The sequence below is a fragment of the Stenotrophomonas sp. PD6 genome (assembly GCF_049199305.1).
Lineage (GTDB): Bacteria > Pseudomonadota > Gammaproteobacteria > Xanthomonadales > Xanthomonadaceae > Stenotrophomonas.
The window spans coordinates 147917-161921 of sequence record NZ_JBLZQD010000007.1; the positions used below are offsets into that span (position 1 = coordinate 147917).

Below are 14005 nucleotides of genomic sequence, written 5' to 3' on the forward strand. Positions count from 1 at the left end.
TCAGGCCAGCGCGGCCCAACTGCGGGCGGCGGCATCGACCACGTTGCCGGGCGCGAACTGCTCATCCATGTAGCGCAGCGCCTGCCGCCGCTGGCTGGGCGGTCGCGCCGCCGCACCGGGTTCAAGCAGCAGGTCGTGGAACTCCTGCAGGTCATGCAGGATGCGCCAGTGACGGTAGTACGCCAGGCGGGCGGTGTCGGTCGCCACCGGCCCGTAGCCATCCTGGAAGCCGGGCGGTTCGTCGCGCCCCCAGCGCCCACCCACGGCGGCACCGATGAACATCAGGTCACGCTCGCGTGGCGCCAGCAACATGCTGTCCCAGTCGATCAGGCATACACCGCCATCGTCGCGCAGCAGCAGGTTGCCTGCATGCAGGTCGCCGTGGCACAGCACACGCGACCAGCGCTGCCCGGACAGCCGCTCACGAAGCGCCACACAGCGCTGCACTACCTCGGCGATGCGCGGCCGGTGCTGGCGCCATGCCCGCAGATGCTCTTCGGCCAGCGCGTCCGGCATGGGCCAGTGACTGTCGCCGCGCTGCAACCACGCCCCTACCCGCTCCACTGCGGTGTCATCGTCGAACACCGGCTGCGCAAGGCCCTTGGCCAGGCTCTGCGGCAGCACCGTTTCATGCACGCGGCGCAGTACCTGTCCCAGCCGGCACCACTGCGCCTGCGACAACGCGGCCTCGAAACCGGATTGACCTTCGATGTAGGCGAACAGCGTCCACTGCAAGCCGCCGGCAAGCACGGCCGGGGCACCGTCGCGGGCGGACTGCGGTGCCGCCACCTCGACCAGGCCCAACGACCCACGCAGGTGCTGAAGTACCTGCCAGACCGCATCGCCTACGGCGTAACGCCGGCACTTCAGCCACCAGCGCGCGCCGTCCTCGGCGGTGACCTGGTACACCGTGGCGCCGGCATCGGCGCCGGCCGGTCGTTGCACCACGTGGCTGGCATGCACGCCATAGGCCTGGGCCAGCACTGCGCCAATCTGTGCGGAAGACAATTCCTGAGGATGCAGCATGACTCCGCCGTGGCAAACGAACACCGCATCACTATCTCAGAATCGCATGCATGCACACAGGGAAGCGCGTCACGAAGATGCGCACCTGACACGTTCAATCATTCCGCTTACGTCAGTGGATGGGGGGCGCGGCCAATGCCTGCAACTCACGCTGCAGCAGCGCCTGCACTTCCTCCAGCTGGAACTGCGTGGTGAAGACCGGCACCGCGAACACGTAGGGCAACCCGTCGGCGTCGCGGCGTACGACATACGCCAACTGCAACCGGGCCAGCGCGCGCCGCAGCTGCTCCGGGTCCAGCGCGACGCCCGCCGCATCGAAGCCGGCCAGCAGCTCCACCAGTGCAATGCCGCGCTCGCCGCTGCCGCGCAGCTGCGCGCACGCCACCTGGTACACCACGATGCGGTCGATCCGGCACGCCAGCGGGTCGGGACTGAGCCGGGCCCAGCCGGCAAGCGCGTCGAACACCGGCTCCGACACCAGCGCGGCGTGCACCTGGGTCGCGTCGATCACCCGCTGGCCACGTCCCAGCTGCGTCAGCAACTGCTGGCACACGATCGCCACCAGGTTGGCACGCCGGCCACAGGCCGCCACCAGCCGCTGCGGAAGGTCGGGGCTGGCGAAGTGCACGCCGAGCCGCGCCATCGGCTCGGTCGCCAGCGCCTGGCAGGCGTCTTCTTCCAACCCGCCCACATGGATGACCTCGCCGAAGTTGCGCAGCGGCGAGGCGAAATCGAGGGTGACCGCCTCATACAGGTCCCAGAACCCGGCCAGCATGAAGTGGCAGCGGCCCTCTTCGCTCAGCGCGCGCAACGCGCCCAGCTGCGGGTAGCCCTGTGCCGCCTCCGCGCGCAGGAACAGGTCGGTCTCGTCGATCAGCAGCAGCACGCGGCGCCCGTCCGCGCGTGCCGACAGCGCCGCCACCAGGCCATCGATGCCGGTGTCCTCGGCCAGGCCCAGCTCCAGCGCCAGGCGTACCGTCAGGCGATGGTCGCGCAGCGACAGGTACGCACAGTGCACGCGGGGATGACCCGCGAAGCGGCGCTCGATCGCCTTCATCAGGCTGGTCTTGCCGAGCTGCCGCCCCCCCACCAGCAGGTAGTTGCCCGGCTCGCGATTGAGCACGCGCGCCAGCAGCGCTTCGCGCCCGAAGAACGCCGCCGGCCGGGTGATGCCGCCATGGGTCTGGTAGGGCGAAATGCGGGTTACCTTCAACTGCCGCGCCAACAACCCGACCAGGCCCTCCAGCGCACCAGGCTGCACCAGCCAGCGGGTCTGCGCCACATGGTCCAGGCACACGCACAGGTTGGCCGGGTCATCGGCGTAGGCCATCAGCGCCGGTTCGACCGCCAGCGACGGGCTGACCACCAGCACCACGTCCTGTCCGTTTGGCATGCCACGCAGCTGTTGCACGATGGCATCGCCGCTCAGCGCCGGGTCCGGTTGATACAGCCAGAGTCGTTCCAGTGCCAGTGGCAGGTTGCCCGGCAGCGTCCATTCGCGTACCAGCCCGGTCAGCGCCCACTCCGCCGCAGGTGCATCCACCGCCCCGATGCGCGCGGCCAGCTGCAACGCACGCGTGGTCGGTGTGGCCTGCAGATGGCGCAGCGCATCGCGCCAGCGCACCGTCGCCACGCCGGCGCCCCCCAGCACCCGCTCACGCAGGCGCAACCAGCCCAGCTGCCGGTCGATCGCAGACAGGTTCTGCAGCGGCTGGTCGAGCAGCTGTCGTGGGTCGCGCACGATTTCGGCCACCGCCGGTCGCAGCCGGTACCAGAGCAGCCCAAGCCCGGCGAGCAGCAGCGCCGATACGCCCAAGAGCATCGACAGCCATTGCACCAGCGTCCACGGCGCCTGTGCATGGCAGTTGGCCGGCAACCAGCGCGCCGGCGGCGCGGGCTCGCCGGGCCGACACCGCCAATGCTGGGTGCGCGGCTCCAGGGTCTGCTCGATCACGGTTCCACGCAGCCCGCTGCTGGCCGGGAAGCGGTCGGTGAAGCGCAGGCGAAGCACGTGCGGCGCAGGCAGTTCGGCCTCCACCAGCGTCTCGGCCGGGTCGTGCACACCGGGCACGCTCACCTGTTGTGGCCAGGACTCGTGCTGCAACCAGTACGACAGGGCTTCCTCGCGCAGGAGCATCATGTCGATGTTGGCGCTCTGCATGAGCATCATGCTTTCGCCATCGCGCTTCATCCGCCACAGCTGCACCGGATTGAGCCACGGCACGAAAAAGAAGCTGCCCACGAACCAGGCAATGCCGGCCACGAGCAGCAGCTGCCAGCCAAGTCGCGCGGACGAGCGGGCCGGCCTGCTCATGCGGGCAGCGCTTCCAGGCCGTCGATCACCTGGCGCACCGCACGCCGGATCGCTTCGCAGCGCCATTCCAGCCCTGCCCCCTGCTCACCCGCGCGCGAGGTCAGCAGGTTGCTCCAGTACAACTGACGCAGCAGGGGGTCCATCAGGTAGGGGCGCGCGGGCGCGACCGGCGAACGCGCCAGCCAGCCGCGCACCGCGTCCCGCGCGGTCACGTCACGCAGCATCGGCAGCAGCGATTCCCACAGCCGCGGATGGGTCGACAACGCGTCGATCACCGCCTCATCGTCCAGCGCGGTGTCGGCCAGCAGCAGCACCGCCGCTTGGGCCAGCAGGGGGTGGCCACCAGAAAGCTGCAGTGCGCGCGACAGCGTGGCGTCGGCAACGCCGGCGGCACTGCGGCGCAGGTCGTCCACACCCAGCTCCGGCCAGCTTTCCGTCGCCGCGATGTTGAGCAGCGACAGGTCGCCGCCTTGATACTTCAGGTCCGCCAGCGCCGCGCCGCCACAGATCAGCAGGTGCAGCTTGCCGCTGTACATCTCGCTGAGGCTGCGCAGGATGCCGGCCAGTACATCACGCGGCCCGGGCGCTCCCTGCTCGAACCGGCTGACCAGGCAGAACAGCGCGCCGGACTGCTGCAGCCGCCGCGCCAGCGCCATCTCGAAACCCGCATCCGAGGTCACGCCGTCCAACCCGCATTGCGCGGCCAGCAGCGCGAAGTAGTCCTGGTCGCCCTCGCCTGCGCGGAACGGCGGCTGCAGGTGCAGCACCCGCTCCTGGCCGTAGCGTGCCGCAGCCTCGGCCAGGATCGCCGCCCGTTCGGGCGGCTGCCCCCAATGGGCCTGGGTCAGCAGCAGGCTGACCGGGTACGGCCGCAACTGCTGCAGGCGGTCGAACAGGCGCGTGACGGTCGCCGGCACGGTTCCGGCGACGGTGTCGACAACAGGCAGGGCGCTGGCAGGTTCCACCGGAAACTCCGGCTCGAAGCCCACCGACTGCAGCAACGCGTTGCATTCGGCTTCAGTCAACCGCAGATAGTTGGCGCACGCCAGCACCCGGTCCCGGTGCCGCCGGCTGGGTCGCGAGGTTCCCGCCCGCCAGTTGTTGACGGCCTCGCGACTGATCCCGATTTCAGCGGCCACCCCGCCCGCGCTGGCGCGGATCCGCCGCATGTGTCGAGACAGCAGGTCGGCGAACTCCGGGGCAGGCATGGGAAACGACCAGAACGGAAGAGAGTCGCACACCCTACCGTGGCCGGATGGACTGTCAACCTCGTCCTCGGACTGCATGCCGGCCGCCCCGCTCAGGCCGCAGGTACGGCGGGGGTCTGCCGCACGAACAGCTTGCGGGTCAGCAGCAGGTGCACCACGAAGGCCAGGATCGCCAGCATGCCCAGCGCCACCACCATCCGGCCCAGCACGGCGCCCAGACCCTTCTGGCCTTCCAGTCGTTCCAGGCGCTCGAACTGCGACGGGTCGGTGCGGGAATAGGCCACGGCTACGTGCGGCTCCTCACCCAGGTAAGGGGTGGCGTTGTCTTCGGACGTGGAGAACTCGCCCTTGTGCGCCACGCCATTGACCTCGAAGTCGTAGCGGAAATGGTACTGGTAGGAGACCCGTCCCTTGCGGCGTTTTTCTTCGATATGGTCGACCTGCACCGGCGCCTGCACGGTCACCGCATCCTTGAGGATGGCTTCGGCCTGGCGGTGGCCGCTGAGCGCCGACGACGCGAAGAGCACGGCGAGCACGGCATAGCCGATGCAGCACACCCAGCGCGAAGCGCGGGACAGGCGGGCGTGCGATGTGTCTGAAACAGGAATGCTGATCATGTGCTGGTTTTCCCCGATGTTGATTTGCAGTGGTCAACGGCAGGAGCGCCGCGACCTCGGAAACCAGTGTGGGGAAAGCGCGAAGTACCTTGAACCGGCAGCCCGTCAAGTCGCGCAGTGCGACGGTTGACGATGCGTCAACCAGCATCGGTGCCTCAGCCGGTGGCTTGCCTGGTCCTGTCCAGTGCCCCCGGCAGCAGGCGCTGACCTTCTTTGGCCACATTCACCTGCAACGCCGCGCGTGCGACCTCCAGCAGGTCGCCGGCCAATGCGTAACCGCCCTTGGCCTGCAGCCACGCCAGCACGTCGGCGAGATGCCAGATGGAGGTGCTGCCTTCATGGACCGGGGCAGGAAAGCTGCCTGCATGGGCGAGCATCAGCTGCCGCATGTTCTGCCGTGAGACACCGACCAGCTCGGCCACGTCGGTCAGGCCCACCAGATCGGGCGTCACTTCGATCAGGGTCGCCGCCGGCACCGCGCGGCGTACATCGGCCAACGCGCTGCACACGGCCGCGTCGGCGCTGTCGGCTTCACGGGTGAACTCCAGCGCAAGCCGACCGGGCAGGCCGACACCCACCAGCGCGTCATCGCACCCTTCTTCGCCAAGGCGCTCAACCAGCGCCTTCGGGTCGCTCTGCGCGTCTGCCAACTGGTACTTCAGAGTGAAGGTGTATTCCATGGCTCAACCCTTGTTGGCTTGCGGTTACTTGCGGTGTTCACTGCAGTTGTCGACAACACGGCGCAGCGCATTTGCGTGGTTGGTCGGATTCTTCGGCGTACTCCACACACTGGAAATGCAGAATTCTCCACAACGGCAGTCCCTCGTGTTGTAGGGACAATAGATGCGGCCCCAGGCATGACTGCCGCCTACCACGACCCGCCACCCTTGCGACTCTGCATGCTGAAGAGCTGCTTCAACATCTGGCTTCGGATGTTTGGACCGTCCCATCAGCTGACCCCAGTGTGGGGATGCAGCGCCACATTGTCAAATGACAATATTTTCATATGCCGACTCCCGGTGCAGTCCGCCGATCCTGCGCTGCGCGTGACTGCGTCGGCCACCGCCACGTGAAGGATCTGTGAGCCATTTCGGACTTCCTGCGCGCACCGATATTGCGACGCGTCATGGAACCGGTTACATCCCCTGCTAGCGTGTGCGCCGCCTCAATGGAGAGGTGGTAAGCAGTGAGAAAGCATCGATGGTCTCCAAGGTTGATCGCCCTTCGGTTTCGCGCCGCCGCCGTCGCACGGCGCTTGTACTGCTCCTGCCCGCGCTGACCCTGGCCGCCGGTTGCTTCGCCCAGCAGCTGCCGCCCCGCAGCCAGTGGCAGGCCAGCAGCTCGTCGCAGCAGGTGCCGGCCATGGCGGTCAGCCACCTCATCGATGGCGACACCAAGACCGTAACCGGCGGCGCCTTCAGCCCGGGCCACTGGTTCCAGATCGACCTGCGGAGCGCCACCACGCTGACCGGCGCGCGCCTGACCTGGGACGTCTCCAACCCGGAGGGATACAGCCTGCAGACCTCGCTGGACGGCACCCGCTGGCAGACCGCGTACACCATGAGCGACTCCCTCGGCGGCATCGAGACCGTGTACTTCGCGCCCCGCCAGGCGCGCTACCTGCGCCTGGCAAGTCCCGACCGCACCTCGGACTGGGGCGTGTCCATCTTCGAACTGGAGCCGTTGGACAGCCGCGCAGGTACACGCATTTCCGGGCTGGATGCGACACAGGCCGCGTCGCTCTGGCAAGGTGGCAGCGCGGTCGCCATTCCCGCCGGCGGCGGCTCCACCCATACGCTCGATATCGCCCTGCTGCGTCCCCTGCCCACCACCGGGCTCGCCGTGGACTGGGCGGGCGGGCATGGCGCGGCCCGGCTGCAGGTACAGGATGCACAGGGCCGCTGGAGCGACCTGGCACATGACCCACAGGCCGGCAGCCGCAACCAGAGCTGGCTGGCCGGCACCGCGCCGGTGACCGCGCACGCGCTGCGGCTGACCGTCGAGGGTGGCAACCCGAAGGTCGCCCGCCTGCGCCTGCTCGGCCCTGCCACCGTCATGACGCCGATGAAGCGCTACCAGATCGCCGCCAGCGGCGCGCAGCGCGCCCTGTTCCCGGCTTCGCTGCACATGCAACAGACCTACTGGACGGCCGTGGGTGTGCATGGCGGCCTGCAGAAATCCATCTTCGACGAGTACGGCAACATCGAAGCCTTCAAGGGCGCACCGCTGGTCCAGCCGATCTGGCGCAATGCCGACGGCACCACGGCTGCCGCTGCCGACAAGCCGGTTCGCCACGCACTGCGTGATGGCTGGAAGCCAATGCCCTCCGCCACGTGGTCGCCGCAGCCGGGACTGGAACTGGAGAGCACCGCCTTCGCAGTGGAGCTCGATGGCCAGCCGGTAACCCTGGTTCGCCACCGCCTGCGCAACACCGGCACCACGCCGGTGGACGGCGCGCTCACCCTCGCGGTGCGACCGATGCAGATGAATCCGCCGTGGCAGAACGGCGGCCTGTCGCCGATCCGCGCGGTGGAGGTCGCGGGTCGTTCGGTGCGCGTCAATGGACGCGCCCTGCTGCAGTCGCTGACCCCCGTCGATGCCTCCGGCGCCGCGCCCTTCGGCGCCGACGGCAGCAGCGAGATCACTGCTGCGATCGCCACGGGCGTGCTGCCTGCCGCACAGCAGGCCGAAGACACGGACGGCATGGCGGCCGCCGCGCTGGCCTACCGTGTGCAGCTTGCGCCGGGTGCCAGCCGTTCGGTGGTAATCGCCTTCCCGCTCGGCACCGCCGCGGCGGATGCGCATGGGGTATTGCCGGAGGCACCACCGCTCGCGCTGGGCAACACCGCGCGGGACCCGGATGCCACGTTTGATGCATTGGCCACGCGTGTCTCCAATGACTGGCAGCAAAGGCTGGGCCAGGTTGGTCTGCGCCTTCCTGATCCGTCGCTGGTGGACATGCTGCGCGCGCAGGCGGCGTACATGCTGATCAACCAGACCGGTCCGGCGATGCAGCCGGGCCCGCGCAACTACAACCGCTCCTTCATCCGCGATGGCATGGCCACCTCGGCGGTGCTGCTGCGCATGGGCGAATCCCGGATCGCGCGCGACTACCTGGCGTGGTACAGCGAACACGGCGTGCACGACAACGGGCTGGTCTCGCCCATCCTCAACAACGACGGCAGCGTCAACACCGGGTTCGGTTCAGACATCGAGTACGACAGCCAGGGCCAGTACATCGCCCTGGTCGCCGATGTCGCGCGGCTGGATGGCGGTCCGGAATCGGTACGCGCCTACCTGCCCAAGGTGAAGGCCGCCATGCAGTTCCTGCAGCAGCTGCGCGAGCGCACGCTGGTGCCGGGCTATATGGCCGACCAGCCGGCGCCGGAACGGTTCGCCGGCATTCTTGCGCCGTCGATCAGCCACGAAGGCTATCCCGCGCCCACCCACAGCTACTGGGACGACTACTGGGGACTGAAGGGCTGGCACGACGGCGCCTGGCTGGCCGAATCGCTCGGCGATCATGAAACTGCCGCGTGGGCACGCGAACAGTACCGCGCCCTGCACGACGCGCTCGGCGCGTCGATCCGCGCCACCATGGCCTGGAAGGGCATCGACTTCATCCCGTCGTCGGCCGACCTCGGCGATGGCGACCCCACCGGCGTGTCCATCGCGCTGGACCCGACCGGCGCGCAGGACGTGCTGCCGCCGGAGGCGCTGCGCACCACCTTCGCGCGCTATCTGGACAACGTGCGCAAGCGCAACCAACCGGGCGACCTGTACGCCTATACGCCCTACGAAATCCGCAACGTGCTCAGCTACGTCCACCTGGACCAACCCGAGGCGGCCGACGAACTGCTGCAGGGCCTGCTGAAGGACCGTCGCCCCCTCGAGTGGCAGGTGCTGGCAGAAGTGGTGCATTCGCGGCTGCGCTTCCCCCGCTACCTGGGCGACATGCCGCACACCTGGATCGGTGCGGAGTATGGTCGCACCCTGTTCGGCATGCTGATGCGCGAGGACGATGACGCGCTGTCGCTGCTGCCCGGCACACCGCCGTCCTGGCTCAGTGGCGACGGCCTGGCGGTGGAGCGCCTGCCGACGGCATTTGGCACGCTGAAGATGGACGCAGTACAGCGTGGCAACACCCTGAAGGTGACGCTGGGCACGGGGCTGCGCAAGGATGCGGCCGTTCGGGTGTGGTGGCCTTCGCGTACGCGGCCCAGCCAGGTGCGTGTGGATGGACGTGCCGTGCAGGATTTCGATGCGCAGGGCGTGCTGCTGGGCAAGCCATTCCACACGCTTGAAGCGGCATGGTGAAAACGCGGTAGAGCCGGGCCATGCCCGGCTGCATTACAGGGCCGACAGACCCGGCGGATTGGTCTCGGAACGCGCCACCGCCTCCTCACCCACGTTCCATCGCTTCAGCGCCTGCGCGTAGGTGCCGGAGGCAATCTGCGTGTTGAGCGCCTGGGTGATCGGCTCGGCCAACCCACTGCCCTTGCGCGTGGTCACCGAAATCGCCGCGGCATTCGGCCAGCCGCCGGGGAACAGCCCCACCCGCCGCACCTTGCCATCGCGCGCGGAGTACGCGCCGGTGGCGTTCGGCTCGAAGGACACGTCCGCGCGCCCGGTGATCACCGCCAGGCGGCCGACCACCGCATCGTCGAAGTACTGGTATTCCACCGGCTTCAGCCCGGCGGCGATGTTCTGCCGGTCCCACTGGCGCAGGATCTGGTCCTGGTTGGTGCTGGCACCGAGCACCACCTTCAGGCCCGCGACGTCCGCCGGCGTCTCGATCTTCCGGATCGGTCCGTCGGTGCGGGTGTAGATGCCCAGCAGGTCGAAGCGGTAGCTGGAGAAGTCGAACTTCTTCTTGCGCTCCTCGGTCACCGTGACATTGGAAAGCACCGCGTCGTACTTGCCCGATTCCAGCCCCAGCGGCCAATCCGCCCAGGCCACCGGCACCAGCACCAGCTTCAGGCCCAGGCCATCGGCGATGAGCTTGGCGATATCCGGCTCCACGCCGATGATCTGTTCGTTGTCCGCACCGTAATCCGCCAAGGGCAGCTGCCCCGGATGGGTGGCCACGGTCAGCGTGCCCGGGGTGACGAACGCATAGTTAGCCGGAATGAGCGCCTGCGCCTTCGGGTCGGGCGTACCGACCAAGGCGGCCACGTCGGCCGGACGCGATGCGGCGGCGGCGGCAGGTTCAGGCGCGGCGGTCACGCGCGAATAGACGATGCCGCCGACACCGGCGATCAATGCAGTGGCGATGAAAACGGTGCCGAGGGGAAGACGGCGCGTGCGGGAGCGGCTCATGGCGTTACCTGGAAGTGAGTGGTTACAGCGTCTTGGCCAGGAACTCGGCGGTGCGCTGCTGGCGCGGCCGGTCGAACACCTGCTCCGGCGGTCCCTGCTCGATCACCCGTCCCTGGTCCATCATCACCACGTGGTCGGCCACCCGCCGCGCGAAGCCCAGCTCATGGGTGACGATGACCAGCGTGGTGCCCGATTGCGAAAGCTCTTCGATCACCCCGAGGACCTCGGCGACCAGCTCCGGGTCCAGCGCCGACGTCGGCTCGTCGAACAGCAGCACCTTGGGCTGCAGCGCCAGTGCACGCGCGATGGCGACGCGCTGCTGCTGCCCGCCGGAGAGCTGGCGCGGATAGGCGTTGGCCTTCTCGGTCAACCCGACGCGATCGAGCAGGTCGTGCGCCTGCTGCTCGGCCTGCGCACGCGCCACACCACGCACCGCCATCGGCGCTTCGATGATGTTCTCCAGCACGGTCAGGTGCGGGAACAGGTTGAACGCCTGGAACACCATGCCCACCTCCGCGCGGCGGCGGCGGATCTCGGCTTCGGGCAGTTCGTACAGCGTGTCGCCGTCGCGGCGGTAGCCGACCAGTTGACCGCCCACGGTGATGAAGCCGCCGTCGGCGCGTTCCAGGTGGTTGATCAGCCGCAGCAGCGTGGACTTGCCGGCGCCCGAGGGGCCGACCAGCACGGTGACGCTGCCGGCCTTGAGCTCCAGTCGCACGTCGTCGAGCACAGTGGTGTCACCAAAGTGCTTGGACACGCCCTGCAGCGACACTGCCGCGCCCTGCCCCGCCGCCACGGGCACGGCACGCTCGTTCCGGGTGGCGATGCGTGCGTTCGCGCGGGGCGTGCTGCGCGGCCGCGATACCACCCGTGACACGCTGCGCTCGCGCTGCAGCTGGCCGCGTGCGAAGCGTCGTTCAATCCGATGCTGGGCCAGCGACAGCGCGGTCAGGATCACCAGGTACCACACCGTCGCCACCATCAGCAGCGGCACCACCTCCAGATTCCGCCGGTAGATCACCTGCACGGTGTAGAACAGTTCGGGAAGCGCCAGCACGTAGACCACCGACGTGCTCTTGGCCAGCCCGATCACATCGTTGAACGCAGCCGGCAGGATCGAGCGCATCGCCTGCGGCAGGATGATGCGGCGGATCTGGCGGCCACGCGGCAGGCCCAGCGCCGCCGCCGCTTCATACTGCCCATGGTCGACCGACAGGATGCCGCCCCGGATGACTTCGGCAGAGAACGCGGCCTGGTTCAACGTTAGCCCCAGCACCGCGGCCGTAAACACGCCGATCAGTTGCGTGGTGGGATACGAAAACAGCGTGATGCCGGTGAGCGGTACGTCCAGTGCGATGGTGCTGTAGAGGTAGCCCAGGTTGTTGAGCAGCAGCAACAGCACCAGCAGCGGGATCGAGCGGAACAGCCACACATAGCCCCACGACACCGCCGCCAGCAAGGGCGAACCGGACACGCGTGCCAACGCCAACAGCGTCCCCAGCGCGAACCCGAACGCGGTGCCCAGCGCGGTCAGCCACAGCGTGCGTGCAAGGCCCTCCAGCACCGGCCGCGCGAAGAACCATTCGGCGAACGTGCCCCAGCCCCAGCGCGGGTTGCCCAGCACCGACTGCACCGCCAGCAGGATCAGCGCCAGCGCCAGCAGCGTCCCGAACAGCTGCAGCGGGTGCCTGGCCGGCACGACGCGGAGTGCACGCGGTGCTGCGGGGGCAACGCCTTCCAGTGTGGATGCGGGCGTACTCATGCAGGTACTCCCTGGCGCGGCGCGTGTTCGGCGGCGGCGATGGGCGGCGCGGCGCCCAGATACTTCTCGAACGGGAGGTGGGCCACCGTTTCCGGGTCTGCCTGCAGGTCGAACAAGGCGGTGTAGCCGTGCGTCAGGTACAACCCGACCGCTTCAGGCTGGCGGAAGCCTGTGGTCAGGAACACGCGGCGGTAGCCCTGGCGCCGCGCCTGCGCTTCGAGTTCCTGCAGCACCCGGCGGGCGATACCCTGGCGTCGCAAGCCCGGCAGCGTCCAGATCCGCTTGAACTCGGCCGTGTCGGGATCACGGTGCGGCATGAAGGCGCCACCGGAGATGGCGTGGCCATCGCGCAGCAGCAACACGAACGCACCAACCGGTGCGGCGAACGCCTCGGCCGGATAGCGCTGCAGTTCCTCGCGGGCGGTACCGCCAATACGGCGCTGCACGTCGGCGTAGCGGTGTTCGTACTCCTGCTCCAGCCCATCGAACAGGGGCCGCGCCAGCGGGTCGTTCACCGAGGTGTACAGGAAGCGCTCGCTCATGTCGTGGACTCCACCAGGTAGTGTTCGGCCAGCCGCGCCCAGAGGCTGGCGGCCGGCGCGATCGCCGCATCGTTGAACACATAGCGCGGGCTGTGCAGGGGCGCACTGTCGCCGTTGCCGACGAACACGAAACTGCCGGGCCGCGCCTGCAGCAGGAAGGCGAAATCCTCGCTCGCGGTGCGCGGCGCGAAATGCTCCACCACGTGTTGGCGGCCGAAAGCGGCCTGCGCGACCTCGCGCACCAGCGCTGTCTGCTCGGGATGGTTGATGACGCTGGGGAAGCCACGCGGAAAGGATATCTCCGCGCGCGCACCGAACGCGGCCGCGGTGTGCTCGGCGATCTCAATCACCCGCCGGCGCAAGGTGTCGCGCACCTCGGGCAGGTAGGCGCGCACGGTCAGGGTCAACTCGACCACATCGGGAATCACGTTGGCGGCCTTGCCGCCATGGATCGAGCCCACCGTGACCACGCCCATCTGGCGCGGGTCCACGTTGCGCGACACCACGCTCTGCAGGGCAGTCACGATATGCGCGGCCGCCAGGATCGGATCCACCGCATGCTGCGGCTCGGCGCCATGCCCGCCGTTGCCGATCACCCGCAGCTGCGCCCAGTCTACCGAGGCCATTGCCGGTCCATCGACGAAACCAAAGTGTCCGGCCGGCACGCCCGGCCAGTTGTGCAGGCCGTAGATCGCATCCACCGGAAAACGCTCGAACAGCCCGTCGGCGATCATCTTCGTTGCGCCCGAACCGGTTTCCTCAGCGGGCTGGAACACCAGTTGCAGCGTGCCGTCGAAGCGGCCGTGGTGTGCAAGATAGTGCGCGGCGGAGAGAAGGATGGCGGTGTGCCCGTCGTGACCGCAGGCGTGCATCACCCCATCGCGCTGGCTGGCATAGGCCAGGCCGGAGTCCTCTTGGATGGGCAGCGCATCCATGTCCGCGCGCAGTCCCAGGCGGCGCGTGCCCTGCCCGCGCTGCAGCGTGCCGACCACACCGGTGCCGCCGACACCCGTCGTGACCGCATAGCCCCACTGTTGCAGCAACTCGGCTATCCGCGCGCTGGTGCGGTGTTCCTCGAACGCCAGCTCGGGGTGCTGGTGCAGGTCGTGGCGGATGGCGATGGCATCGTCGATGCGCGCCGCGATCTGCGGCAGTACGCCCACGGTAGCCGGGGACAGATTCAGCGGCGGATGGTGCAGGACGGTCATTGCGTTCTC

Annotated in this window: 11 protein-coding genes; 1 reads left to right on the forward strand and 10 read right to left on the reverse strand. The window is 68.6% G+C overall.

What is annotated here, in order from left to right; all coding sequences use genetic code 11:
• From ACOZHM_RS12155 to ACOZHM_RS12180, 6 genes are all read right to left on the reverse strand, one after another.
• The gene (locus ACOZHM_RS12155; protein ID WP_421569552.1) at positions 1 to 1026 is read right to left on the reverse strand and encodes a phosphotransferase enzyme family protein; all 1026 of its coding nucleotides are present in this window, start codon (positions 1024 to 1026) and stop codon (positions 1 to 3) included.
• A 112-nt stretch (positions 1027 to 1138) separates the two neighbouring features.
• On the reverse strand, positions 1139 to 3340 hold the full coding sequence (locus ACOZHM_RS12160) for a hypothetical protein (protein ID WP_421569554.1): 2202 nt from the start codon (positions 3338 to 3340) through the stop codon (positions 1139 to 1141).
• Positions 3337 to 4548 carry a helix-turn-helix domain-containing protein gene (locus ACOZHM_RS12165; RefSeq protein WP_421569556.1) on the reverse strand — a complete coding sequence of 404 codons (1212 nt, stop codon included), beginning with the start codon at positions 4546 to 4548 and terminating at the stop codon, positions 3337 to 3339. Before ACOZHM_RS12165 ends, ACOZHM_RS12160 begins: the two co-directional genes overlap by 4 nt.
• Positions 4549 to 4640: 92 nt before the next feature.
• Positions 4641 to 5165, reverse strand: coding sequence for a hypothetical protein (locus tag ACOZHM_RS12170; RefSeq protein WP_421569558.1), 525 nt, complete (start codon positions 5163 to 5165; stop codon positions 4641 to 4643).
• Positions 5166 to 5320: 155 nt separating this feature from the next.
• Complete coding sequence (locus ACOZHM_RS12175) at positions 5321 to 5845, reverse strand: helix-turn-helix transcriptional regulator (protein ID WP_421569560.1); 525 nt, start codon at positions 5843 to 5845, stop codon at positions 5321 to 5323.
• Positions 5846 to 5869: 24 nt separating this feature from the next.
• Positions 5870 to 6115, reverse strand: coding sequence for a hypothetical protein (locus tag ACOZHM_RS12180; protein ID WP_421569562.1), 246 nt, complete (start codon positions 6113 to 6115; stop codon positions 5870 to 5872).
• A 250-nt stretch (positions 6116 to 6365) separates the two neighbouring features.
• On the opposite strand from ACOZHM_RS12180, the gene ACOZHM_RS12185 reads away from it, so the two are divergent.
• Entirely contained in the window at positions 6366 to 9482 is a 3117-nt protein-coding gene (locus tag ACOZHM_RS12185) for a discoidin domain-containing protein (RefSeq protein ID WP_421569564.1), read from the forward strand.
• Between the two features lie 33 nt (positions 9483 to 9515).
• Here ACOZHM_RS12185 and ACOZHM_RS12190 read toward each other — a convergent pair whose 3' ends face one another.
• The 4 genes from ACOZHM_RS12190 to ACOZHM_RS12205 are packed head-to-tail and all read right to left on the reverse strand — an operon-like array spanning position 9516 to position 13996.
• Positions 9516 to 10484, reverse strand: a complete 969-nt coding sequence (locus ACOZHM_RS12190; RefSeq protein ID WP_421569566.1) for an ABC transporter substrate-binding protein — start codon at positions 10482 to 10484, stop codon at positions 9516 to 9518.
• Between the two features lie 22 nt (positions 10485 to 10506).
• Positions 10507 to 12246, reverse strand: coding sequence for an amino acid ABC transporter permease/ATP-binding protein (locus tag ACOZHM_RS12195; protein ID WP_421569568.1), 1740 nt, complete (start codon positions 12244 to 12246; stop codon positions 10507 to 10509).
• Complete coding sequence (locus ACOZHM_RS12200) at positions 12243 to 12788, reverse strand: GNAT family N-acetyltransferase (protein WP_421569570.1); 546 nt, start codon at positions 12786 to 12788, stop codon at positions 12243 to 12245. Before ACOZHM_RS12200 ends, ACOZHM_RS12195 begins: the two co-directional genes overlap by 4 nt.
• Positions 12785 to 13996 (reverse strand): M20 aminoacylase family protein, encoded by a 1212-nt coding sequence (locus tag ACOZHM_RS12205; protein WP_421569572.1) that lies wholly within the window; start codon positions 13994 to 13996, stop codon positions 12785 to 12787. Before ACOZHM_RS12205 ends, ACOZHM_RS12200 begins: the two co-directional genes overlap by 4 nt.
• Positions 13997 to 14005: the final 9 nt, after the last annotated feature.

Bases quoted from the DNA above. Each gene is read 5' to 3' on its own strand.
- ACOZHM_RS12205 (WP_421569572.1), bottom strand. From the start codon at position 13,996: ATGACCGTCCTGCACCATCCGCCGCTGAATCTGTCCCCGGCTACCGTG.
- ACOZHM_RS12165 (WP_421569556.1), bottom strand. From the start codon at position 4,548: ATGCCTGCCCCGGAGTTCGCCGACCTGCTGTCTCGACACATGCGGCGG.
- ACOZHM_RS12160 (WP_421569554.1), bottom strand. From the start codon at position 3,340: ATGAGCAGGCCGGCCCGCTCGTCCGCGCGACTTGGCTGGCAGCTGCTG.
- ACOZHM_RS12200 (WP_421569570.1), bottom strand. From the start codon at position 12,788: ATGAGCGAGCGCTTCCTGTACACCTCGGTGAACGACCCGCTGGCGCGG.
- ACOZHM_RS12190 (WP_421569566.1), bottom strand. From the start codon at position 10,484: ATGAGCCGCTCCCGCACGCGCCGTCTTCCCCTCGGCACCGTTTTCATC.
- ACOZHM_RS12175 (WP_421569560.1), bottom strand. From the start codon at position 5,845: ATGGAATACACCTTCACTCTGAAGTACCAGTTGGCAGACGCGCAGAGC.
- ACOZHM_RS12170 (WP_421569558.1), bottom strand. From the start codon at position 5,165: ATGATCAGCATTCCTGTTTCAGACACATCGCACGCCCGCCTGTCCCGC.
- ACOZHM_RS12185 (WP_421569564.1), top strand. From the start codon at position 6,366: ATGGTCTCCAAGGTTGATCGCCCTTCGGTTTCGCGCCGCCGCCGTCGC.
- ACOZHM_RS12180 (WP_421569562.1), bottom strand. From the start codon at position 6,115: ATGGGACGGTCCAAACATCCGAAGCCAGATGTTGAAGCAGCTCTTCAG.
- ACOZHM_RS12195 (WP_421569568.1), bottom strand. From the start codon at position 12,246: ATGAGTACGCCCGCATCCACACTGGAAGGCGTTGCCCCCGCAGCACCG.
- ACOZHM_RS12155 (WP_421569552.1), bottom strand. From the start codon at position 1,026: ATGCTGCATCCTCAGGAATTGTCTTCCGCACAGATTGGCGCAGTGCTG.